The 24941-nt window shown below is 39.6% G+C and carries 23 protein-coding genes and 2 pseudogenes; 7 read left to right on the forward strand and 18 right to left on the reverse strand.

All coding sequences use genetic code 11. The features are described 5' to 3' along the window. Positions 1–1083, reverse strand: a 1083-nt coding sequence (locus tag J416_RS03550; protein WP_003465121.1) for an HD domain-containing protein, incomplete at its 3' end; no start/stop codon positions are given. A gap of 126 nt (positions 1084–1209) precedes the next feature. Between J416_RS03550 and J416_RS03555 the strand changes: the two genes are divergently transcribed. Beyond that, entirely contained in the window at positions 1210–2040 is an 831-nt protein-coding gene (locus J416_RS03555) for a lipoate--protein ligase family protein (RefSeq protein WP_003465123.1), read from the forward strand. 3 nt (positions 2041–2043) lie between these two features. On the opposite strand, the gene menC is transcribed toward J416_RS03555, so the two are convergent. The 4 genes from menC to pta form a co-directional block, all read right to left on the reverse strand. Then, positions 2044–3171, reverse strand: a complete 1128-nt coding sequence (menC, locus tag J416_RS03560; RefSeq protein ID WP_003465125.1) for an o-succinylbenzoate synthase — start codon at positions 3169–3171, stop codon at positions 2044–2046. 137 nt (positions 3172–3308) lie between these two features. Next, complete coding sequence (locus tag J416_RS03565; protein ID WP_003465126.1) at positions 3309–3524, reverse strand: hypothetical protein; 216 nt, start codon at positions 3522–3524, stop codon at positions 3309–3311. A gap of 6 nt (positions 3525–3530) precedes the next feature. Beyond that, positions 3531–3695 (reverse strand): hypothetical protein, encoded by a 165-nt coding sequence (locus J416_RS15655; protein WP_156809502.1) that lies wholly within the window; start codon positions 3693–3695, stop codon positions 3531–3533. A 116-nt stretch (positions 3696–3811) separates the two neighbouring features. After that, positions 3812–4792, reverse strand: a complete 981-nt coding sequence (gene pta / locus J416_RS03570) for a phosphate acetyltransferase (RefSeq protein WP_003465128.1) — start codon at positions 4790–4792, stop codon at positions 3812–3814. Positions 4793–5015: 223 nt separating this feature from the next. Here pta and hemQ point away from each other — a divergent pair. Both hemQ and gerQ read left to right on the forward strand, forming a co-directional pair. Further along, a pseudogene (gene hemQ, locus J416_RS03575) lies at positions 5016–5761 on the forward strand (hydrogen peroxide-dependent heme synthase). Between the two features lie 257 nt (positions 5762–6018). Next, the gene (gene gerQ / locus J416_RS03580; RefSeq protein ID WP_003465131.1) at positions 6019–6528 is read left to right on the forward strand and encodes a spore coat protein GerQ; all 510 of its coding nucleotides are present in this window, start codon (positions 6019–6021) and stop codon (positions 6526–6528) included. Positions 6529–6583: 55 nt separating this feature from the next. Here the strand turns inward: gerQ and J416_RS03585 are convergent, their stop codons facing one another. From J416_RS03585 to J416_RS03595, 3 genes are read right to left on the reverse strand one after another with little or no spacing between them, the layout of a single operon-like run. Beyond that, the gene (locus J416_RS03585; RefSeq protein ID WP_040512872.1) at positions 6584–6952 is read right to left on the reverse strand and encodes a DUF423 domain-containing protein; all 369 of its coding nucleotides are present in this window, start codon (positions 6950–6952) and stop codon (positions 6584–6586) included. Between the two features lie 18 nt (positions 6953–6970). Beyond that, positions 6971–7276, reverse strand: coding sequence for a YwdI family protein (locus J416_RS03590; RefSeq protein WP_003465137.1), 306 nt, complete (start codon positions 7274–7276; stop codon positions 6971–6973). 24 nt (positions 7277–7300) lie between these two features. After that, positions 7301–8638, reverse strand: a complete 1338-nt coding sequence (locus tag J416_RS03595) for a sodium-dependent transporter (protein WP_003465138.1) — start codon at positions 8636–8638, stop codon at positions 7301–7303. Between the two features lie 118 nt (positions 8639–8756). On the opposite strand from J416_RS03595, the gene J416_RS03600 reads away from it, so the two are divergent. Then, positions 8757–9626 (forward strand): fructosamine kinase family protein, encoded by an 870-nt coding sequence (locus J416_RS03600; RefSeq protein WP_003465139.1) that lies wholly within the window; start codon positions 8757–8759, stop codon positions 9624–9626. 65 nt (positions 9627–9691) lie between these two features. On the opposite strand, the gene J416_RS16145 is transcribed toward J416_RS03600, so the two are convergent. Together J416_RS16145 and J416_RS16150 are read right to left on the reverse strand one after the other, a co-directional pair. After that, positions 9692–10282 (reverse strand): acyltransferase family protein, encoded by a 591-nt coding sequence (locus J416_RS16145; RefSeq protein ID WP_240407249.1) that lies wholly within the window; start codon positions 10280–10282, stop codon positions 9692–9694. Then, positions 10279–10719, reverse strand: a complete 441-nt coding sequence (locus J416_RS16150; RefSeq protein WP_240407250.1) for an acyltransferase family protein — start codon at positions 10717–10719, stop codon at positions 10279–10281. The genes J416_RS16145 and J416_RS16150 overlap by 4 nt, the downstream gene beginning before the upstream one ends. Before the next feature lie 227 nt (positions 10720–10946). Between J416_RS16150 and J416_RS03610 the strand changes: the two genes are divergently transcribed. After that, on the forward strand, positions 10947–14003 hold the full coding sequence (locus tag J416_RS03610) for an efflux RND transporter permease subunit (protein ID WP_003465140.1): 3057 nt from the start codon (positions 10947–10949) through the stop codon (positions 14001–14003). On the opposite strand, the gene J416_RS03615 is transcribed toward J416_RS03610, so the two are convergent. The 4 genes and pseudogenes from J416_RS03615 to J416_RS03630 all read right to left on the reverse strand — a co-directional run bounded on the left by J416_RS03615 (position 13949) and on the right by J416_RS03630 (position 17771). Further along, the gene (locus J416_RS03615) at positions 13949–14410 is read right to left on the reverse strand and encodes a hypothetical protein (protein WP_003465141.1); all 462 of its coding nucleotides are present in this window, start codon (positions 14408–14410) and stop codon (positions 13949–13951) included. The genes J416_RS03610 and J416_RS03615 overlap by 55 nt on opposite strands. Before the next feature lie 79 nt (positions 14411–14489). Next, positions 14490–14936 carry an OsmC family protein gene (locus J416_RS03620; protein ID WP_003465142.1) on the reverse strand — a complete coding sequence of 149 codons (447 nt, stop codon included), beginning with the start codon at positions 14934–14936 and terminating at the stop codon, positions 14490–14492. Between the two features lie 60 nt (positions 14937–14996). Further along, positions 14997–15769 (reverse strand): annotated as a pseudogene (locus J416_RS03625) (TerC family protein). 265 nt (positions 15770–16034) lie between these two features. After that, on the reverse strand, positions 16035–17771 hold the full coding sequence (locus J416_RS03630; RefSeq protein ID WP_003465162.1) for a phospho-sugar mutase: 1737 nt from the start codon (positions 17769–17771) through the stop codon (positions 16035–16037). A 172-nt stretch (positions 17772–17943) separates the two neighbouring features. Between J416_RS03630 and J416_RS03635 the strand changes: the two genes are divergently transcribed. Further along, positions 17944–19026, forward strand: a complete 1083-nt coding sequence (locus J416_RS03635; protein WP_003465163.1) for an AI-2E family transporter — start codon at positions 17944–17946, stop codon at positions 19024–19026. 73 nt (positions 19027–19099) lie between these two features. On the opposite strand, the gene dctP is transcribed toward J416_RS03635, so the two are convergent. The 3 genes from dctP to J416_RS03650 form a co-directional block, all read right to left on the reverse strand. Further along, entirely contained in the window at positions 19100–20239 is a 1140-nt protein-coding gene (gene dctP, locus J416_RS03640) for a TRAP transporter substrate-binding protein DctP (protein ID WP_003465165.1), read from the reverse strand. A gap of 69 nt (positions 20240–20308) precedes the next feature. After that, positions 20309–21586 (reverse strand): TRAP transporter large permease, encoded by a 1278-nt coding sequence (locus tag J416_RS03645; RefSeq protein ID WP_003465167.1) that lies wholly within the window; start codon positions 21584–21586, stop codon positions 20309–20311. A gap of 97 nt (positions 21587–21683) precedes the next feature. Continuing rightward, on the reverse strand, positions 21684–22253 hold the full coding sequence (locus J416_RS03650; protein ID WP_003465169.1) for a TRAP transporter small permease: 570 nt from the start codon (positions 22251–22253) through the stop codon (positions 21684–21686). 389 nt (positions 22254–22642) lie between these two features. Here J416_RS03650 and J416_RS03655 point away from each other — a divergent pair, with 389 nt between their 5' ends. Next, positions 22643–22828 (forward strand): SE1832 family protein, encoded by a 186-nt coding sequence (locus J416_RS03655; RefSeq protein WP_003465171.1) that lies wholly within the window; start codon positions 22643–22645, stop codon positions 22826–22828. 16 nt (positions 22829–22844) lie between these two features. Here J416_RS03655 and J416_RS03660 read toward each other — a convergent pair whose 3' ends face one another. Beyond that, positions 22845–24704, reverse strand: a complete 1860-nt coding sequence (locus J416_RS03660) for a cation:proton antiporter (RefSeq protein ID WP_003465174.1) — start codon at positions 24702–24704, stop codon at positions 22845–22847. Between the last annotated feature and the right edge of the window lie 237 nt (positions 24705–24941).

Below are 24941 nucleotides of genomic sequence, written 5' to 3' on the forward strand. Positions count from 1 at the left end.
AAAATCATACGGTAAGTCAGACGATGAATCAACGACTAAATAGTAATCAGGATCAAGCCCAATATCATGAAATAATTGATGTAATTCCATCCATTCCTTCATTTGTAAGTTCGGATTAAATTCCACATATTTAAATAGCCTGCGATTGATAAAACGATAGGTTAAATCCCGTAAAATAATGTCATCCTCTTCGGCCCACATTTGAAAATAATAGAGAACAACCGATTCATCTAATCGAATATAGTCTTGTAAACTGACATCCCCTTCAAAAAACGACAGGAAATGGGTTGGCTCGACTTTAAATCTATATCCTTCATCATACAATTGCTTCACTCGGTGTAAAATTTTCGTTAAAATCACTTCCGCACTACGAGTAACCGGATGAAAATAGACTTGCCAATACATTTGATACCGACTCATAATATAATCTTCTACTGCATGCATGCCGGAAGCTTTGATGACGACTTGATCTTCCATTGGGCGCATCACCCGTAGAATACGCTCCATATCAAAGTGACCATAGCTCACACCCGTAAAATAAGCATCACGCTGTAAATAATCCATCCGATCGGCATCAATCTGGCTCGAAATCAAGCTAATAACGAGCTTGTCATGATACGTCTTATTAATTACATCCGCTACCTTTTTCGGAAAATCTTCACTTACCTTTTCCAAAATGTGACGCACTTCTGTGTCGCCTAAAATAATCGCTCGGGTGAAAAATTCGTGATCGAGTTTAAATACTTTTTCAAACGAATGCGAAAACGGACCGTGCCCTAAATCATGAAGCAAGGCTGCGCAAAGACATAAGAGACGTTCTTCTCGATTCCAATTCGGGCGATCGTCAAAGTTAATTAAAATGCGGCGGACAATTTCATATACCCCAAGTGAATGGTTAAACCGACTATGTTCAGCTCCATGAAAGGTTAAATATGAGGTTCCGAGTTGTTTGATGCGACGTAATCGCTGAAATTCTTTCGTTCCGATTAAGTCCCATATTACACGATCTCTCACATGAACATAACGATGCACAGGGTCTTTAAATACTTTTTCTTCATGCAATTGTTCGTCTTTATAAGTCATGACATTACCTTCCCTTTTTATCTTATATTCAGTATAATATAATTTCAGTCAAACGAAAACCTGTGATTGATTTTTCTGATATAATAAGAGCGCAATAGATGTGAACACTTCAAAGGATGGGACGAAATGAACGGACATACATTTTTTGAACATAAACAGATACGATTGATCGATCATAGTCATCCAGGCGCACTTCAGACGGCTATGGCTTCTTTCGCAGTCGATGATACGTTATGTCAAACCATCGGAAAAAGCACAAATGACGTAGCGGTACGATTTTGGGTGCATCCGAAAACCGTTGTGCTCGGTGCCATTGATACGAGACTACCAGCATTCGCTGAGGCACATTCTTTTTTGCAACAACAAGGATATGAAGTCGTCGTAAGGAATTCCGGCGGCTTAGCGGTGAATCTGGACGATGGTGTGTTAAATGTTTCATTCATTATACCTGATACGCCGGAAATGGGGATTCATTCGGGGTATGCGTTAATGACTGATTCGATTCGTAGCCTTTTTTCTTCATGGACGAAGGACATTGAAGCATATGAAATTACGGGATCTTATTGTCCTGGCGATTATGACCTGAGTATTGATGGCAAGAAATTCGCTGGCATTTCACAACGTCGGGTAAAAGGCGGCATTGCTGTTCAGATTTATATATGCGTTGAAGGAAGCGGCAGTGAACGAGCCGCACTGATTCGTGATTTTTACACTTACGGAAAAGCGAACGTATCTGAGCGTTTCACCTACCCTACGGTTGATCCACAAACGATGCGTTCTGTGAATGAACTTTTACATACCGATTTTTCAACTGCTAAAGTGCAGCAACTCATCATGCAGTGGTTATCTGATACAGGAGCATTTCTTTATGAACATGATATACAAGATGAGGAACTGCTTGAATTTGAGAAACGAATGACACAAATGGTCGAACGAAACGCAAAAGCACTCGAGTAATCTTTAACGTAACCGAGTGCTTTTTTGGTGTACGATTTGTTGGATTCGGTATTGTTCTAATACATCCCAATTGATTTCTCGACCGATTCCTGGCATCTTGGAAAGTTGAACATGCCCGTTTTCAACAGTTACTTCCGGATCGATTATATCTTGATGCCAGTACCGGCTTGACGCTCCAGGATCTGCTGGAAAGCGGAAATTTTCAAGTGTCGCAAGCGCTAAACTTTGCAACCTTCCCACACCCGCTTCCAACATTCCTCCGCACCAAACTGGTATGTGATGCGCGGCACAGTAATCATGAATCTGAATCGCATGCGTGAAGCCGCCAACTTTTCCTAACTTTATACTCATCACTTGGCAACTATGAAGCGCAATCGCCGTTTTCGCATCAGCCAACGTATGAATGCTTTCATCTAAACAAATCGGTGTTTTTAATTTTTCTTGAAGTTTGGCGTGATCCACAAAATCATGAGGCGCAAACGGCTGCTCGATCATCATAAGTTGATACTCGTCGAATTTTTTTAAATGATCGATATTTTCTACACGGTAAGCTGAATTGGCATCTACCATCAGTGGCAAATCTGGATAATGTTGACGAACAAGTTCGAGCGTATGTAAGTCATGTTGCGGTGACACCTTTAATTTTATCCGTTGATACCCTTGATTGAGCGCTGATTGCATCTTTTCCAGCAAATGTTGATCCGTTGCCTGCATTCCAATCGTAGCACCCACTGGAATTTGCGAACGCACACCACCGATCACCTCATAAAGCGGCTTTCTCTGTCGCTTCGCATAGAGATCCCACACTGCGGTTTCGATCGCCGCCTTGGCCATTTGATGACGACGCACGTGTTGAAAGAGAGTGACGAGATCATTCGGATGAACAATGGAAGCGGATTGAAGCGCTGGTATGAGATGCTGCTCCATAATTACGCGGGTTGTTTCCGTTGTTTCTTCTGTATACCAAGGCGAATCAAAGGCGACGGTTTCTCCATAGCCTCTGATCCCGTCTTGATCAACGAGTTCGATGATATAGAGATCTTTGTCCGTGACGGTCGTTAGACTATTGGTAAAAGGATTCTTTAATGGCATATGTACATGGTGTAAAATCACGCGTTCGATTTGGATCATAGACGTTTCATCCTTTTTCGTAATTCTTGACTGCCATGAGTATATCATGTTTCGAGCAATCAGCGGGTGCCAAGGTGAAAATTCCGTTGGATAGATAAAATCCCCTATACATATCATATAGGAGATTCATGCAGGGATTATTTAATTAAATTTTGAAGAGTTTTATTTGTTTGTTCAATTCTTTCTTTATTCTGTTCTTTATAGTTTTTAATAAATTCTCTTGTTTGACGATCGACTTCTTTTTTTTCTTTAGGATCTGTAACAGGATAAGCATAAACGCCATTATGGTACTTATCAATTTCAATAGCTGTTTGACGAATACCTTCTTTATCAATAGAACGTTGTTTCATCATAAGGAATCACACTCCTTTTTTATAGTATAACGTAAGTAAATCATGCGATGTAACGTCATCGATAACTAATCGATAAAATGATATTGGGATAGCTCCAAATCGTTGATAAGAAACTGGTACCACATCCGCTTCATACGTCTCTTGATTATCCTTTGTACTTACAATATACATGGCTTATTTCTCCTCATATACTTTTGTATAAGTATAGCATATAACTTGTAGGAAAAATTACAACAGGTCTCAAATTCCAATACGTTATGCAAAAAAATGCACAGAGGGAAAAATCCCTACTGTGCATCGTATGCTTGTGCTGCGGTAATAACCGCCAATTTGTAGGCGTCATCTGCGCTACAACCACGTGATAAATCATTCACTGGTTTGTTTAAGCCTTGTAAAATAGGTCCAACTGCATCAAATCCACCAAGACGCTGTACCATTTTATAGCCAATGTTTCCTGCTTCTAAGCCCGGGAATACAAATACGTTCGCATCACCTTTGATATCTGAGTCTGGCGCTTTTTTCTCTGCAACGGATGGTACAAAGGCTGCGTCAAATTGGAATTCACCATCTAATGTTAATTCAGGTGCTTTTTCTTTTGCGATTTGCACAGCTTCAGCCACTTTTTCTGTTTCAGGTGATTTCGCCGACCCTTTCGTGGAAAAGCTAAGCATCGCTACGCGCGGATCGACGTCGAATAATGAAGCCGTTTCTGCACTCGTCATAGCAATTTCAGCAAGGTCTTGGGCTTCTGGCGCAATATTAATCGCACAATCAGCAAATACATAACGTTCATCATCACGCACCATGACAAATACCCCTGATGTTTTGCTTATTCCTGGTTTGGTTTTAATAATTTGTAAAGCTGGGCGTACAGTATCCGCTGTTGAATGCGCAGCCCCACTTACTAAACCATCTGCTTGATCCATATATACGAGCATCGTGCCAAAGTAATTGGCATTCAACAATTTCTCACGCGCATCTTCCTCGGTAGCTTTTCCTTTCCGACGCTCGACAAAGGCCGCAACCATCTGATCAAATGCAGCGTACGTGTGCGGATCAATCATATCTACACCATCTAATGGGCACGACAATTCTTCAGCCTTCTGTTCTATTTTTTCTTCGTTTCCGATTAATACAGGTTGAATAATACCCTCTTGACCTAGTTGGCTAGCTGCCGTTAAGATCCTTTCATCTAATCCTTCAGGAAAAACGATTTTACTAGCATTACCAGACAACTTATTTTTCATTTCTGTAAACATATCGCTCATATATTAACCCTCCATATGATATCTGTATTATATATTAACGCTTTTTGTGTTATAATGAAACCCTCATGAAAAATGTATGCGTTTTTATCTAGAAAAATTTTCGAGTGTTCACGCGTTTGTCAAAAACATTGAATTTTATCGGTCATTCGGATAGCGAATCTATGATTAATTTTCCCTATATATGTTATATTAAACGAAACAAGCCATAAAGGAGAGATGAACCATGCCTGAAGCAGTTGAAACCATGGATGGCTGGTATTGCTTCATGATTTGAGAAAAATCGATTGGATCAAATGGAAACAAGCTTCTGAATCTGAGCGAACACAAGCCGTAAAAGAATTACAAGATATGCTCACTGCTTGGGAGGATGTTGAGGAAAATCGCGAAGGAAGTCACGCTTTCTACAGTATTATGGGGCACAAGGCTGACTTCATCCTCATGATTTTGCGTCCGACGATACAGGAAGTTAGTGATATTGAATTACGTTTTAATAAATCGAAATTTGCAGAGTTTACGATACCTAGTTATTCTTACGTTTCTGTCGTCGAATTATCGAAATATATGGCTAAAGAAGGCGAAAATCCAGAAGATAACCCTGGCGTTCGCGCTCGATTGAAACCGCGCTTACCAAAGTGGGAACACATTTGTTTCTATCCAATGGACAAGCGCCGGGAAGGAAATGATAATTGGTACATGTTACCGATGGATGAGCGTCGCCAACTTATGTATGAACATAGCTTCACCGGCCGTAAATATGCTGGAAAAGTAAAACAGATTATTACTGGATCGATGGGGCTCGATGACTGGGAATGGAGTGTTACGTTATTTGCAAAGGATATGCTACAAATTAAAAAATTGATCTATGAAATGCGTTTTGATGTCGTCAGTGCCCGGTACGGAGAATTCGGTTCGTTCTATGTCGGTAATCTTTTAACGATTGATGACATTCCTGATTACTTCGCCGTGTAGAGCTTGCGACAAAGAATATTGAATGATAACCACCCAAATGTTAATTGATTTTGATCCGTTAGCATTTGGGTTTATTTTTGGATATCTCGAGAACACTGCTTCGTCAATATCCTTTCATTTTTAGCTTAGGCTAGTTAGAAACATATATCCCAATCTTTTTTCATTGAAGAAAAGCATGAATCCCTCATTCGGTGCATAGATATGCTTAGTAGGAATGTGTAAAAGCACGCATTAATTATCGCAAGGGGGAACGATCCATGAGTAAAAATCAAGGCGATTTCAGGCAACAGCCCTATCAACAAGGCGGCGGTATGTACAACCCACAACAGTTTTATCCGATGCAAGGCGCACAACAAGGCGGGTATAGTGGGTATCCTTACGGCGGTCAAGGATTTTCTCAAATGCCTATGCAACAACAACCTCAACAGCAGCAACCACAACAACAGCAACAACAACAACAACAGCAACAACAGACGAGTATATCTGACACACCAGGGATGTTACCGATACAAGAATCATATATCGAGAACATCCTCCGCTTGAATAAAGGGAAACGAGCGACTGTTTATATGACATTTGAGAATAACGAACGTTGGAATGCCAAAATTTTCAAAGGAATTATTGAAGCAGCTGGTCGTGATCACATTATTTTAAGCGATCCCGAAACAGGCAAGCGTTATTTACTACTGATGATCTACCTAGACTATATCACCTTTGACGAAGAAATTAACTACCAATATCCATTTGGCCCAGGGTCTAATCAATAATATGACATAAAAAGCACAAGCAATCAATGACTGCTTGTGCTTCTTTTTGTATACTTTAAACAAATTTCATAACGACATAACCAAGTAATATCCAGCCGATTAAAAAGGCGACACCACCAATTGGCGTAATCATTGCAAATCCCTTTAAACCTGATACAGAATAGATATATAGACTACCAGAGAATAATACAACACCAATGAAAAAGAACCAGCCAGCTGTTGTTAAGCTAACAGCATTGATCCGCTGTAATAATAAGCCCGTGACCAATAACGCCATCGTATGAAACATTTGATAATTGACGGCCTTTTCCCATGTTGATAGCATTTTCTCCGATAAACGACTTTCTAATCCGTGCGCACCAAAGGCACCTAGAGCTACCGCTAAAAATCCATTAAGTGCACCAAGTACGAGAAACAACTTCACCATATTTTCATCCCCCGATTAAAAATCAAATATTGAATCGCCATTCGCTTCTTCTTCTCGCGACGTCGATGGCTGTTTCGCATTTTTCTTATCATGCGTACGAGGTAAATCCCCCATCATTTGTTGCATTTCTGCTTGATTCATTGCTGGCTCTACACTCGAAGGCCGCGTACCAGCCACAGACGTATGACTTTTATCTTCCGTCAATAATTCGGTTAATGTTTGAATCGCTCGTGCATGTTCTCTCACATTGCTTTCATGTTCCATCGCTTGATGACACTCAGCAATAATTTTATTAAAAACCGCTTGATTGGAAATCGTCATCGCACTTCACCCTCTCTTCTTTCATTATACAATGCCAATTGCATTTAGGAAAATAAGAAGGATGAGAAGTGGCGCAATATATTTGATCACTGTATACCAAATAGGACCGATGGCCGTGTTCGTTAAGTCACTGGCATCCAATGCTTGTTGTTTCGTAAAATACCAACCGACAAAGAGCGCCATCGTTAATCCGCCAATAGGTAAAAACAGATTGGAAGCGAGAAAATCCATGGAATCCATAATATTGTTATTACCGATGATCGTCACGTCACTCCATCGTCCCATACCCAGCGAAACAGCTGCTCCTGAAAAGAAAATCACGACACCTACAAGCAGTGAAGCGCTTCTTCGTTTCATTTTTGCTGCACGCATTAAATACGCAACAGGTACTTCTAACAATGAAATCGATGAAGAAATGGACGCTAAACTTAACGCGGTGAAAAAGACAAAGCCAATCACACCACCAAACGCCATTTGATGAAAAATCTCTGGCAATGTAATAAATACAAGCGGTGGCCCAGATGATGGCTCAATACCAAATGCAAACACCGCAGGAAAAATCACAATCCCTGAAATCACAGCAAACAGTGTATCCATTATGCCAATCCCTGCTGTTGCGCTAGGAAGTTTATGTTGTTTCGTTAAATAACTCCCATACGTCATCATCGTACCTACACCGAGACTAAGCGAGAAGAATGCTTGTCCTAATGCCGCAATATAGACGGATGGATTTTCTAATACTGACCAATCTGGCTGAAATAAGAACCTCATCCCTTCTGCTGCGCCAGGTAATGTTAAACTGTAAACAGCTAAAGCGACCATCATAATTGCCAAAATCGGCATTAACACTTTATTTGCCATTTCAATCCCTTTTTTGACTCCGACAAGTACAATGATCATCGTAATGCCTAAAAACAATGCATGCCACAATAGTGGGGAATAATCTTGGCTTGTAAATGTACTAAACGCAGCCCCGTAGCCGCCTTCTGGTCGATTGAAGAGCGCTCCGGTTAAATAACCCCACCAGTAATAAATCGCCCATCCAGCAACAACGCTGTAAAAGCTTAAAATTAAAAAAGCACTAATGACACCAAGATAACCGAACATATACCACGGTTTCTTCGGCGCTAATTTTTGATAAGAACCAACGATATCTTGTTGCGCTTTTCGTCCAATACTCACTTCGACAAGTAATAAAGGAATACCTATGACCAATACACTAAGAATATATAAAAGCAAAAAGGCTCCTCCACCATTTTCACCAGCTACATAGGAAAAGCGCCAGATATTCCCTAATCCAACAGCTGATCCCATTGCTGCCAGCATAAAGCCTAGTCTGGAGGCCCAATTTTCTCGTTGCATGTAATAAACACCTCTATCTAAACCATAATTGAAACCTATCCTATTGTACACAACATGTTCTAGCATTTCCATAGTTTTTTTCATCATGTATACTAATCACAAAAGGAGTGATTCATAGATGAAAGCACTGATAGCCGAAAAATTACGACATATTGGCGATGAAAGTTCGATTATATCGATTCAACCCATTGCTGGCGGAGATATCAATCAAGCTTATTATGTCGAAACAGCGAAAGAAATATATTTTATCAAAGCCAATCGAAATGTGCCGCAGAATTTCTTTCAGGCAGAAGCAGAAGGGTTACAACGCATCCAAGAGACGAATACCATTCATGTTCCAAATGTGTATCACTATGACAATACCTCTAACACAGATATGCAAGTTCTTATTTTAGAATGGATTGAGGGAAAGTCACATGCAAATACCGCTCGTCAGTTAGGAGAAAACTTAGCGCGCCTGCATTCTGCTGAAGTTGGAGAAAAATATGGCTTTAATCAGACAACCTTTGTCGGCGAATTAACGCAAAACAATCAATTCCACTCATCTTGGACAAGCTATTATCGTGATCAACGTTTGATTCCACAATTTGAACGAGCGCTTGAGAAAGGAAGAATGCCTCAAAAACGCAAAAAACAAATGGAGTCATTGTTCGAAAAAATGGAGCACCTCGTACCACAACACCCTGGTGTTTCGCTATTACATGGTGATTTATGGGGTGGTAACTGGATTGTTGGGCCGAAGGGCACACCTTATGTCATTGATCCATCTGTTTTATATGGTGATCGTGCATTTGAGATTGCATTTACTGAATTATTCGGAGGGTTTCCACGAGATTTTTATCAAGCGTATCAAGAACATCTTCGTTTACCGGATGATTATCAAGACGTCAAACCACTGTATCAATTATTTTACTTACTGGTCCACTTGAACCTCTTCGGTGAAGCATACGGAAGCGCTGTCGACCGCATTTTGGGTTATTATGTATAAAGTAAGCAGAGATATCTCTGCTTACTTTCATAGGATGTGATATAGTGTTTTTTCTGGCGTGCGTTTTATTTTTCTAGCTCCGCATGATTTTTTGTAGCTTGAATCTTATTTTTCCTAACTTCATTCTGTAATTTGTCCGTTTTCAATTCAATCAAGGGTTGCGTAAGCGTTATAACCCATTTGGATGATAAAAATAGCACAATCGCTGCTGCAATAACAGCCAAACCAATCGTGTCCAAGTTATGATCGAGTTGCAACAGATTAGCCTCTCGTACATATTGAACCACCACACCATGTAACAAGTAAACATACAAGGTATATTGACCGATTGTTGTATAATCGTATCTCTTGTGCGGTATTAATACGAGCAATGAAAATGTCATCAGAATCGCTACAGCATATAACCCCATACGAATGACGCCACCCATTAGGCCAACATCTAAATCTTGATAGGCATACGATCCAAATAACCAATGGGGATGAATCGCTGGTGTGTACATACTCATTAGGAATATAGCCATCAATATGCCTATAGATGACAGTTGCACTTTCCATCCTTTCCATTGATATAATCGTTCTTTCGATAACCAATATCCTATTAAGAAGAAGGGAAAGAACACAAACGTCCGTGATAGACTGAATTCATTCCCAATCATGGCAGATACCCCACTAATAAACCTATTCCAAAGGCAAGTGCAATCCCTGTTATTGGTGTAAGTCGTTTAAACCCAATCAGCAGCATATGCCAACTAAACAAACTTAACAGAAACCACAAGCCCCAATTCGGATCAAAAAAACTCGATTGCCAATCGTTTTTGCCGATCATCATATAATAACCGGAATAAAGCACTTGAAAAATCATATATGGTACCAATATTCGTTTTGCTATCTTTTTTATATAATCCGTATCACCGATCCCTTTAGCAAAAAAGCCACTCACTAAAATAAATGCTGGCATATGAAAAAGGAAAATCCATTGATACATCGCATCGACAGCTTCGATTTCTTGTTTTAACGGTTGAATCAAATGCCCAAACACCACAAGAAAGATCAGAACCACTTTTGCATTGTCAACGTATGCCTCTCGTTTCATTCGCCTCAAATCTCCCTTGTCTGGAACTTACTTATATTTTATCGATTCACTGATTGCAACAAAACCATGTCGATACAAATGTTATTTAATTGTTAATTGTATTTTAAGTCTTTGTAAAAAATCACATAGAATTTCCATTTTCTTATCCAGGGATTGGTTGTTTACCGTTTACTTATGAAAGGAATTGTGTCAATAATAGAATATATGAATGATTAGGGGGGCTATGAATGGCAAGATTATTACAATACCGGAAAATTGTCTGGGTGTTTCTTTTATTATTTTTCATTACGGGAATTTTTACGTATACACAAATCCCAAAGCGAGACATTCCTGAAATCAAGCAAAACATCGCCTCCATCACGACAAGCTATCCCGGTAGTAGTCCAGAAACAGTAGAGGAAACCATTACGTCGCCAATGGAAGAGGTTTTATTAGATGTATCTGGTGTTGAACAGGTATCTTCTGCCTCTTTAAATGGCTTTTCTTCCGTTACAGTCGTAGTCGAAAATAGTACAAATAGCGAGTCGACCTACGCTTCGATTCAACAGTCAGTGCAAGATATACAAAGTGATCTGCCTGAAGAAGCACGTCCACCTCAGGTCAAAACCGACGTCGTGACTTCGAGTGTAGCAACGTATCATCTGTTAAGTGATGAACGTTCATCTTTATATGAGTTACGTCATGAAATCAATGATTGGAAAGAAACACTTTCAAATATTCATGGTGTCTCTTCAATTCAGGTAAAAGGACTCCCTGAGCAACGTATGCTCGTATCCCTCGATCAAGAACAGTTGGCTGAGGCGAACGTCCAACCGAATCATGTCATTGATCTCATCCAAAATGAATTGCGTCCTGTTGCCCTAGGGACAGAAGAAAACGATCAACAAAACTATTTATTACAACTCTCGTCTTTAAGTGAGCGAGAGCAGTTAGAAAATCTATTGATTAAACAACACAATGGTCAGCCGCTATATTTAGACGATGTAGCGTCCATTGAAGTCAACGAGCAACCGATCGATGATAAAATTACGTATGAGGGACAACCAGCATTATCACTCACGATTTATGCTGAAGAAGGTGTAAACGTTCGTTCGCTACAAGAACAAATTACTGAAAAAGTGAATGCATTACAAACGTCTTTACCAGAAGACGTTTCCGTGGATCAGTATTATTCACAGAGCACCATCATAGACGAAGTATATTCGAACTTGTTTGTTTCATTTGCAATATCGATGCTTGCTGTCATTCTCGTTATGGTGCTTGGACTCCCGATATCTTCAGCGATTATCGTCGGAGGTGCCATACCTGCTTCCATTTTAATTGGTTTTATCCCTTTACCTTATAGTGGTGTTGATCTAAATCAAATCTCTGTTATCGGGATCATTGTAGCATTAGGTATACTTGTGGATGACGCGATTGTCATTAATGATAATATGATGAGACGGTTTCAACTTGGAGATAGCCCCCTTGAAGCGACGAAACGTAGTATGAGAGAAGTCGGTGTATCCATCATCACTTCTACCCTTTTAATCGTGTTTAGTTTCTTTCCGCTCACATTTTTATCGGGGAGTAATGGCGATTTTATTCGTGCGTTACCAATCGCACTGATTAGTACCGTGTTGGCGTCTACCTTAATCGCTTTGACGGTCATTCCTACGATTCAATATACAAGACAACTGAAGTGGTACCATACGAAGAAAAGAAGAATCGGTGTGCTGTCTCGTTTATTTCGCAACTTGGAACAATTTTATACGGAAACGGTTCTTCCCCTTGTACTTAAAAAACCACTCGCAACTGTCATCAGTGGTATCATCGTTTGTTGTTTATTATTGCTTTTGGTCGTCAAAGTACCTTTTGAATTCTTCCCTGCTGCTGATCGACAGGAAGTCACGTTATCGTTAACGTTAGACGAAGGTACACCGATCGAAGAAACCGATCAAACATTAGAAAACATCGAATCCTATATTTTAAAACATACAGAACACGTGACAGAAACAACCCGTTACACGGGCGGAGGACTACCGAATATATTCAGTTCAAGTCTTGAGCGTCCCGGTGAGAACACAGGGCAATTAGTCGTCAGAATCAATCGTGACAAAACATCCGCCGCTACTTTTATTGAAAACTATCAATCTGACTTGCGCGAGGCTTTTCCTGAAGGTGAAATTTTCTTAGAAACGATCGTATCAGGTCCACCTCCTTCTGCTGATCTAGAACTGCAATTGCAAGGTGATCACATGGCGACGATATGGGAAGAAGCTCGTGCCATTAAAGAAGATTTTGAAAAACAGTCTTCTGTAGCACTGGCCCGTTTAAATACTGGATCCGAACAACCCGTTAAGGAATATACAATCGACCAGGACTTTTTAGAAGAGCACAATTTCAACCAGCGTCAAATCACACAAACGATGCAACTTGCCAATGTCGGCATGCCTATTTCTGAAATACGCGTCGACCAATCTAGAATGCCGTTACAAGTTACGTTAGATGAAGGAAAAGCTGATGGGATTGATTTAAGCGCCCTTACGTTGGTAAATACAAACGGTGAACTTTTTACTTATGATCAATTTGTATCGGAAGAGACGCGTGATCAAATTGCCATGATACCGCATTTAAATGGGAAACGAACGATTACACTTTCCGTTTATGCCAAGTCGGATCAAAAGACACGTTTTGACACAGATGCAAATTCCGTTATAGATCAAGCGAATCAACGGTTATCGGATGATGTAACAATGATTGAAGAAGGTGAAGCAAGTGCAGAGAATGAATTTTTCCTTGAAGTCGCTAAATTGTTCGTCATTGTCTTGTTTCTCATTTACCTTACGCTTGCGATTCAGTTTAATTCACTGCTAACACCCGTATTAATTACGAGTACAGTTTTACTAGCTGTTACTGGTGCAATCGCTGGACTGTTTGTGACGAATCAACCATTAAGCTTTTTAGCGGTATTAGGTATTGTTTCCTTATCAGGCATCGTTGTCCGCAATTCCATTTTAATGATCGAATTTATTGAACAACAGAAGGCCAAAGACAAACCATTAATGGAAGCGATCGTTCTTGCAGGAAAAGCGCGATTACGTCCGATTATTTTAACAACATTAACTTCAATTGCTGCATTAACACCGATTATTTTTGTTGGGGATGTGCTATTCCGACCACTTGCTATTTCGATTGTCTCTGGGATTATATTCTCGAGCACATTAACCTTACTTTTATTGCCACCGCTTTACGTAACAATGACAAAATTACGTAAACGAAAATCTATGCACGCGAGAAAATAAGCCATTTTGATGCGAAAACTTGCTTGAGCAGATGTCGCAGTCCATGGCACAGCCTTGAGTCCCTTGCGCCGAGGGAAATCACTTAGAAGCGATATGAATAGAGAAGCAGATGCGATGCAAACAGCTACTTTCTTTTTCGCTGTTTGACGCGAATCTACTTTTTTGAGGCAAACAGCTAGCTTCCTTTGCTCTGTTTGACGCGAATCGCCTTTTTCGAGGCAAACAGCTACTTTCTTTTTCGCTGTTTGACGCGAATCGCCTTTTTCGAGGCAAACAGCTAGCTTCCTTTCCTCCGTTTGACGCGAATCCACTTTTTCGAGGCAAACAGCGGCTTCCCTTCTCTCTGTTTGACGCGTATCCCGCCAAATAAAACGATACGCAACAATTTGAATATCATCTCGATACATTTTCTCGTCTTTTATAATGACGTGTAGATAACAAAAAAGCGGGTGTGAATCAAGCCACATCCGCTTTTTTCTGATTCTTTTATTCGATGGCCAATTGTTCCTCTAATTCAATTGCAACATTTCCTTGGATGGCTCGAGAAATCATACATGAAGATTCCGCTTTTTTTACAAGAGTTTGCAGTTTATCGAGATCAGCTTGTGTCGCTTCTGAGCGTAACGTTACTGACGGTTTGTGAATGATTTTTTTATACGTGAACACACCGTTTGTCACATCCACTTCACCGACAGAACGTAATGCTAGATGGCGTAACGGCAATTCAGCACGTTCAATCATCGCTGCCAGCGTAATTACGTAACAAGTAGACGCTGCGCCTAATAACATTTCATCAGGATTCGTACCGACACCAGGACCATCCATTTCTGGCGGGATCGATATTTTGGTATCTAAGTTCCCTGCATGTATACGGCCTACTTCATTTCTCCCGCCTGGCCATGTCGCATCTAAATGAAATTGGTGAATCGTCATTTGTATCAACTCCCTTTTACGTATTATAAAAGAAAGCCTGTCATCCCTACAATCTTTTGATTAATCGGTCTGCTTGTCAACTTCGTGTTTATCCGATAAAAACCAACCTGCAACTGCAATAATGACAAGCACACTATAAAAGATCAGTTTCCAAAGCCCTGAGTGAACAAACCCTTCAGGAATAATATGCAACGCTTCGTGTCCTAACACGCTAACAACGAGTTTCACACCGACCCAGCCGACGATGATAAATGCAGCAACTTCAAGGCCTGGTCTCTCTTTCAATAAATTAACAAATACGTTGGCGGCAAAACGCATAATAATCAGACCGATCATACCTCCTGCTAGCACAACCGCAAATTGACCACCATCTAAACTTCCGATATTCGGTAACCCGGTTGGCGGAAGAGCAACGGCTAAAGCAACGGCTGCCAAAATAGAATCGACCGCAAATGCTAAGTCAGCAAATTCCACTTTTAGTACCGTCATCCAAAATCCACTGCCACTCGCTTCTGCTTCATCCTCCACGGCTTCTTCTGTATCCGTATCTTTATTTTTGTACGTATCATATAAATGTTTCCCTGATATCAATAATAAGTAAGCCGCTCCAATGGCTTGCACTTGCCATACATCAACTAAGAACGAAATAATAAACAATGAACCAAAGCGAAGAACAAACGCTCCAGCTAACCCATAAAATAGCGCTCTTTTTCGTTGTTTTTTCGGTAAATGTTTCACCATGATGGCAAGTACGAGGCATTATCGGCTGCCAAAATTCCCTCCAAACCAATTAATACAAGTAGTACCCAAGCATATTCAAAAAATAGTTCCAATTACCTCACCTCTACTATGATTGATTTCGAGTGGTAAAGACGCAAAAAAGCGAGACCTTTACCACTAATGGTAAAGGTCTCGCTAACAACACATGTTGCCAATGGCGCCGGAGAGAAAACTCTCGAAATGACGACAACCATTGCTTCTAGCTACTCCCCTTTATGTATGTACATCACTATACGTTTTTTCGCGTCAATTGTCAACTTATTCGAAATCCTTTTGTCCATTAGGGTGTTAGGGATAGGTTTGTCATAACGAGTGAACTTATACTTGTTCCCCTAAAACTTCTTCCATGCGTTGTTCGACTTCTTCTTGAATCTGTTGAATAAATGATTCACTTTTGGCTTGATCATTTGTTTTGACACCAAAATAACTCTTCATTTTTGGTTCTGTACCTGATGGCCGGAAGCACACCCAACCCTCATCTTCTAATAAAAACTTTACGACATTTTCTTTCGGTAATTGGATCGTTTCTTTGTTCTTCGATTGTGTATACAAACGTTGACTTGAAGCATAATCCTCTACCGCAAACACTTTTTGATTCGCAAGCGTTTCGAATGGATACTCACGGATATTATTCATTATCTTCGCTATTTGCTCAGCGCCGTTAATTCCTTTTAAAGTGAGGGATTTCATCTTTTCTAAATAGTATCCATGCTTTTCATATAAACTTGTTAGTGCTTGTTTGAGTGTTTTTCCTTGTCTTTTCCAATAATCAGCCATTTCACATGCAGCAATCGCGCATTGAACAGCATCTTTATCACGTACGAAGTCACCGATTAAATACCCATAGCTTTCTTCATATCCAAACAAGAAATGGTCTTCAGTGGATTCAAATTGTTTCATTTTCTCACCAATGAATTTGAATCCTGTTAACGTATCAATCGTTTCAACACCGTAATGCTCAGCTACCGCTCGTCCCATTTCTGTTGTTACAATGGTTTTAATGACTTTCCCGTTTTGGCGATCTGTTTCGTTCATATGGGCTAATGTATAGTCTAATAATAGTGTGCCTAGTTGATTGCCAGTTAGTACTTGATAAGACCCATCGCCATCCTTCACCGCTACACCAAGTCGATCAGCGTCTGGATCTGTTCCGATTAAAATATCAGCATCGATTTCTTTTCCTTGCTTCATCGCCATTTCAAATGCTTGATGTTCTTCTGGATTCGGCGATGAAACCGTTGAAAATTCGGGATCTGGTTTGGCTTGTTCATCTACAATTTCTAATCGTTCAAATCCTGTTTGTTTCAAACCTCGAACGACAAGATCATAGGCTGTGCCATGCAACGGTGTAAAAACGATTTTTAATGGATGGCTATGTTGTTCATTCACGTTAGTTTTCTGAATGGATTGTAATTCTTTTAGGTATGCTTCATCAATATCGTTACCAACCCACTTAAGTAGTCCGTCTGCTTCGATCTCATCCTGTGGTTGAACATCAATCTGGAGTTCATCTTCCACACGGTTCACTTCTTCTATAATAGCCTCGGCTTCTTTTGGCGGGATTTGCCCACCATCTTCGTTATACACTTTAAATCCGTTATATTCTGGAGGATTATGGCTAGCTGTAATCATAATGCCCGCAGCCGTTTGTAAGTAGCGCACAGCAAATGATAATAATGGTGTAGGGCGTAATGATTCAAATACATATGCTTGTATTTGATGCTGTCCTAAGACGCGAGCCGATTCAATAGCAAATTCCTTCGACATATACCGTGAATCGTAGGCGATGACAACGCCTCTTGTCTTTGCTTGATCGACATGTTTTTCTATGTAATTGGCTAACCCTTCAACAGCTTTACGGATCGTGTAAATATTCATCCGATTGGTACCTGGTCCAAGTTCTCCGCGCATACCACCCGTTCCGAATGTCAATGATTGATAAAAAGCATCTTCTAGTTGCGCTTTGTCCTGTTCCATTGTTGTTAATTGTTTTTTCAACGATTCATCTAACTGATGAAAATTCGACCATTTTTTCCATTGATCCTGCCATGACATGTTTTCCCCTCCATGTATTTATATAATCTATCCGTTTACATCTTAGCATAGATTGGGGGTTTTTTCTATTTGTTTCTGCTACAATGTCATTTCCTGTATCTCTTACTTTTATGATAGAATAAAGTTAACATTTTGATAGGATCTAATCTATAAATAAAAGGTGTGAGCATGTTTGTTTCAGAAAAAAAGTATACGAATCTTAGTGACGTTGATTCTTGTTTTTGCATTAATTTTCCTTATTTATAAAACACGTTTTATTTTCCAACCCATTGGTGCATATGTAGCAGCTATCGCCGTACCGATTATCGGTTCTGGGATCATTTTCTATATTACCAATCCGATCGTGAATTGGTTAGAAAGAAGAAAGGTTCCACGAATGATCGGAACTTTTATTGTCTTTCTACTGATTGTGACAGCCATATCAGTTATTACTATATATATCGCACCAATTGTTCAAAAGCAATTTACAAATCTCATTGATAATATTCCGCGGATGGCTAACAATGCAACGAGAGTGATTGAGCTTTGGCAAGATAATCAAAATATTATACCACCACAAGTTGAGAGTAGCATTAATCATATGCTCGATAATTTAAACGTGTATGCTGAACGGTTAACATCAGCTGTTTTTGATATTATTGGCCAAGTGTTTAGCTTTGTGTTTTCATTTTTCCTTATTCCATTCTTTTTGTTTTTCATGTTAAAAGATGGATACAAGTTCATTCCATTTGTGACTCAATTTTTAAGTCCTGGGAAAGCTAACAGTTTCAAAACATTAGCAACGAATATTAATCATACGTTATCTTCTTTTATTCAAGGACAATTTATCGTCAGTATTTGTGTCGGGGTGATGCTGTATATAGGTTATAATATCATTCAATTAGACTATTCATTATCACTTGCATTATTTGGCTTGGTGATGAATTTTATTCCTTTTGCAGGCCCGTTTTTATCGGCTATTCCTGCTATTATTGTTGGTTTCTTACAAGAACCGATATTAGCATTATGGGCAACGGTTGTGATGGTCGTTGCACAACAAATTGAAAGTAATTTGATCTCACCAAATGTGATGGGAAGAGCATTATCATTGCATCCTTTAACTGTGATTACACTAATTCTTGCAGCCGGTGGTATCGCTGGTTTTATTGGTCTACTGTTTGTTATTCCTGCTTATGCTGTCGTCAAAACGATCATCGCCCACTTTTATCATGAATGGCAAAGAAAACAACCAGAAGAAGACCCTGACCTTATGTAAAACTGTTTTTGCAAACGATGAAAAGGTCATAAAAACCCCCTTAGGCATTTGTGGCCCAAGGGGGTTTTTTCTTTTATTCTCCAGTTACTTCTGCAATTTCTTCTTTTAACTTATCATAAATGTCTGCATCAATTTCTTGTTCAGTCAATTCATTATTACGATACTGTTCATGAACAGGTTCTGCTTTTTCTTTGAATGCAGTAATCTGATCTTCTGTCAGTTCAATGATATCTGTTGAACCTTCTTCTTCAATTGCTGCTAGACCTTCTTCATTTTGACGTTTCTGTTCTTCAAATACCCATTCTTGCATTTCTGTTACAGTTTCATCAACGAGCTGTTTTTCTGCATCTCCTAGACTATTGTACCATTCTGTATTAGCTGTTGTCATAGCAACATAGTTGTTGTGGTTAGAAATAGTTAGTGTATCTTGTACTTCATGGAAACTTGCTGAGTTAATAAAGAACAGTGGGTTCTCTTGTGCATCAACTGTTTCACGGTCTAATGCTGTGTACAACTCACTCCAGCTAATAGATTGTACAGTAGCCCCATAAGCCGCATATGTTTCACGCATTAACGGTGACTCTTGTACACGCATATTTAAGCCTTCCCAATCAGAAGGTGATTCAATTCCTTGGTTACTTGTCCAAGCCATCGCACCTTCTGTCCAATAAGCAAGCGGACTGATGCTATGTTCTTCATATTTGGCACGAAGATCTTCATTAAGTGCTTCACTATTTGTTAGCACCTCTTGTGTCTGCTCTGGATCAGCAGGGAAGAAATAGTGTAATGAGAAGATTTGACCGTCAGCGACTTGCCCACCAGTAAAACCTGGCGACATCACTGCCATTTCAACACCGCCTTGCATTAATAAATCGGCTTGGTCGGCTTCGCTACCGATCGTACCATATTCGTATGGCGTCACTGTAATGGCACCGTTTGTTTTCTCTTCGATACGACTTGCAAATTCAGCCGCATACTCATACTGAACCTCCCCTTGAAGTTCTTCAGTCACCATCTCCCATTCTTGCTCTTCATATTCCGTTGCTTCCTCACCGGAACCTTCATCGCTGCCTTCGGTTTCTGAACCTGTATCTTCACCTTCGTTGTTACTGGCTCCTTCTTCTGATTCTCCTCCACCACAAGCTACTAATAAAACGCTCAGTGTGAAAATCGAGATCAGCATTAACAAAAGTTTTTTGTTAAAAATGATCATTACCCCCTAGTAAAAAATATTTTTATATTAAGCGGCTAGCCATCTATTAAACTAGCACACCTTAATACCTTAATTCGGAACAAGCATTAGCGATAACTGTGGAAATAGCACTAATAATACACCAATTACCAATAAGATGATAATAAACGGTGGCGTGCTTCGTATCACTTCTAAATATGGTTTCTTAAACACCGCACTAGCTGTAAATATGTCCACACCAAATGGCGGTGTTGCTGAACCTAACGCTGCTTGGAATGTCACAATAATCCCTAAATGAATCAAATTGACATCTGCTGCTTCGGCTGCTGGGACAAAGATTGGTGTTAATACTAAGATCACCACAATCGGATCCACGAACATACAACCAATAAAGAAAAAGACACTGACAATTAATAAAACAAATAATGCACTTGGATCTGTTCCGAGTACGGCTTCGGTTATTTGTTGCGGAATCCGTTCAATCCCTAACACCCATGTAAACACTTGTCCACCAGCGACTAAAACAAAGACAGCTGAAGTAACTAGACCAGTGGATAATGCAATACCTGGTATTTTTTTTATATGAATCGTTCGATAAATAAGCACTTCTAAAATAAAAGCATATAATACGGAAATACCAGACGCTTCTACGGGTGTAAATGTACCTGTATAAATACCACCAATAATAACGATTGGAAAACCAAGTGGTAGTAATGATTTACGGAAAGCTATTAACCTTTCACGCCAGCTAACACGATCCGCTAGTGGAATATCTTTTACTTTTGCATAGACGATACTATAAATGGCAAAAGATAAAAACACCATCAACCCAGGTATAATACCCGCGATAAATAAATCACCAACGGAAACCCCTGATCCTGCTGCAAGAGCATACATAATCATACCAATACTTGGTGGAACTAATAATGCAGCATCACTTGCATTAATAATCAGTGCCATTGCATTGGAATCTTTATATCCGATTTTCAATAATCGTTCACGCATCGGGCGGCCAATCGCTACAACCGTCGCTTGGGTTGAACCAGAAATCGCACCAAACATGGTACATGCAGCGGCTGTCGTTACAGCATACCCACCACGAATGTGTCCCACAAATGCACCAATAAAATCGAGCAATCGTTGTGACGTTCGACCAGAAGTCATAATGTCAGCTGCAAAAATGAATAATGGCACGCATAATAACACGGGCGATTCAATTCCGGTTATAAGTTGCCCCATCAATATATCTGTACTCATGACAGGGTTGTAAATTAACAAGATAACTAGTGGTGCAACAATCAATGGTATCATCATTGGAAAATTTAACAACAGCAATACGATCATAATTGCTAATAATGTACCTAACATATCCGTTTCCTCTCTAACGTTTATCATTTTTATTGAACTCTATCGTGCCCACGCAAACGAAACCTTCTGCGATCAGTTTCGTAGAGATCGGTTGTACCTAAACTGATAAATCTTCTAATTCTACATCTCGATCATCTTTGTCATTATAATCGACAGCATCTACACCTAAATACACTTTATCCTTAGCTTTTGCGGTAAAGTTAACGATGGTGTTACGAAGAAATTGTATACCTGCCATAAAAAATCCAATTGGCAGAAACATTGCCATCCAATATGTAGGCAGCTGTAATGAGGTTGTTAGTTCACCTGATCCATACTCAAACATGGTATATTTATAGGTGAAATACGTTAAGGCGAACATAACGATCGACGTAATAAAGTTGATCAGTATCATCATGACTTTTCGCACTTTAAACGGAGCAAAGTCATAAAAGGCTGACATACTGATATGGCGCCCCTTTCTAGCGGCATAGCTAATCCCCATAAATGTGGCAATAACGATGGCAAATTGGCTCACTTCATAACTGAAGTAAAAAGCCCCCGACTCAAAAACTTCACGAGCGATCACATTCCCAACGATCATAATCGATATAAGAATAATCGCAAAGCTTAAGATAAATTCCTCAAGCTTCATTATCAATTGATCTATCCATCGAAACAGCTTCAAAGCTTCTATTCCTCCTCTATAGTCTCACGTACATGCAAAAATTGTTATTCATTATGTTACAGAATTATTTCATTTTCTACAAATTTACTATGCCCTTATAAATTGGGATCTAACCACAAATATTCGTGTAAGCGATAAATGAATGCTTAACATGGATATATAGTGGCAAATGCTTGCAATTCTTTCTATATACTTGAACATCTTTATGGGCTATCGTTACATTCACCTCCCTTTTCCCTATTGCATATGTGATAACATTTCGATAGTCTGATAGTAAAGTAAATTGTACCAAACAAATTCAATCGTATACAATCATTGGGATGTTAAAAATGTACAGAAGCCTTGCCTTTGGCTTGATTACATCTCATATATGAAGGGAGTAGAGTGAGTTGACTATTAAGGAATTAGAAGATAAAATCAACGACTTAAAAGCTGACCATATGCGACTTTCAGGCGACATGGAAAAGCTCGTCTATGTTGGTAGTAATCCTGAATCCACCGAAAAAGAACTCGCCCAACTGGAATCACAAATTTCAGAACTACGCCAACAATTAGCAGATGCAAAAAAAAGCTAGCAACTTTCCTTTGTTGCTAGCTTTTTTTCGTTTCATCATCTTCTCTTTTCTTCTCTAATTTCTCTTGAATTTTATGAAATTCTTTGCTTGGTGGTGTGAAACTGACAATCGTATCACCTGGGGCTGCTGTGATATCTCCATTTTTAGTAAAAAACGCAATTTGTTTTGATTTTCTTAAAATAAATAATAATACAGTTTCTTCTTCACGGTCCTTCATGTATTGTTGGAAAGTATATTGTGACGTAATCTGTGTCTTACGAAAGACATAGCCACCTTTTTGCTTATACTTTAATTCTTCAAGGCCGTACTTTGGCGAAAATAGTTCTCGCCCACCTAAGGCATGATCGATTTCATGAATTTGATCACCACTTAAATTTTGTTTCGATAATTGATAGACATTATTTCGACCAAATTCAGCCACAAATGTCGAGCAAACAAGCGCATTATATGAATCATATTCGGTTGCACTGATTAAATAATCATACGGTGTAAAATCAATCGTGTAATCCGTCTGTTCTGATAAAATCTCGCAATGGGTGTGCTTAATCCCGGCTCGTCTCGCCTTATATAACCGGTCCCAAGAATTATCGACGACAAGGATCGGTATTTCTAATTCTTCCATGACCTTCGCAAGTGCGATAGAGAAACGATTGGAACCCACAATCAAAGCACCTGGTTTTCCTTCGGCAGATAGATTCAGTTTTTTGGCGAGCCAACCAATCGAAAAACCGTGCACACAAACCGTCGCAAACACTAACGCAAAGGTTAGCGAAGTCACAATGGACGCCCCACGAAATCCTTCATCTTGCAATACCGATGCAAAATAACTAGCTACCGTCAACGCTACAATCCCTCGTGGCGCAATCCAACCGACTAACAGTTTTTCCCGAATCGATAGACCAGAATTAATCGTTGAAATGAAAATCGATAACGGACGAACCACAAATAACATCAATAATACATAGCCAATAATTTCTGGACGAAATACATCAAGCAACGTATTTGTTGTCAGTGATGACGTTAATAGAATAAATACAGACGATAATAAGAGCATGGAGATATTTTCTTTAAAATGCCGCATTTCTTTCAAAGAAGAAATCCCCATATTGGCAAATGTCATCCCCATGGCTGTCACCGCAAGTAGCCCAGTTTCATGTTTGATCTCATCAGCAATCGTAAAACACGCCACCACCGCTGTAAACACAGCAGGAGATTTCAAATATTCTGGAATATGGCCGATTTCGAGTAACCAGCCAATTAACTTGGCAAAGAAATAACCTAACACGACAGCAAAAACTGAAGCAGCAAGGAATAATAATAGTGCTGATGCATCATGACCATCTCCTGTTAAGAAGAGAATCGTTTCAAAGGCAAATACGGCGATGAGTGCGCCAAATGGATCAACAATAATTCCTTCCCACTTTAATATTTTTGCTGGTGTGGACTTCAATTTTGATTGCCTGAGCAGCGGAAGTATAACGGTTGGACCTGTTACAATAAAAATCCCGCCAATGACAAACGAAACAGCCCAAGATAAATCGGCAACAAAATAGGCCGTTAAGGACCCCAATATCCATGCTAAAAAGGCACCCCATGTGACAATTCGGAACACAGGTTTTCCAAGGCCCCTTATTTCTTTAATATTTAGATTCAAGCTACCCTCAAATAAAATAATGGCTACAGCAATCGAGACCATCGGACGAAACAAGTCACCGAAATCTTCAGCTGGATTCATAACGCCAAAGATAGGACCAACCAACAAGCCTGCAATTGACATGACAACGATCGCTGGTAATTGAAACTTCCATGCCATCCATTGCGAAGCGATTCCTAAGACGACAACGAGCATTAACACAAGTAACAGTGATTCCACCATCGTACTCCCCCCTCTTGTCTTACATATCATATTTTGAATCAAAATAGGAAAAATATTTCATTCCATTTTGAAAACTGTACAAATACCGCTTTTATAGAATAATGGTTATAAACACGAAATGCAATCAAAAAAAACCATTTGAAATCAAATTTTAAATTTTCACCCATCATAAGTTCCATTTCCGCTGAATTACTTTCATTTTTGGTACGTATGCACCTTTTTCAATATCATTTTCAT

The organism is Gracilibacillus halophilus YIM-C55.5, assembly GCF_000359605.1.
GTDB lineage: Bacteria > Bacillota > Bacilli > Bacillales > Amphibacillaceae > Gracilibacillus > Gracilibacillus halophilus.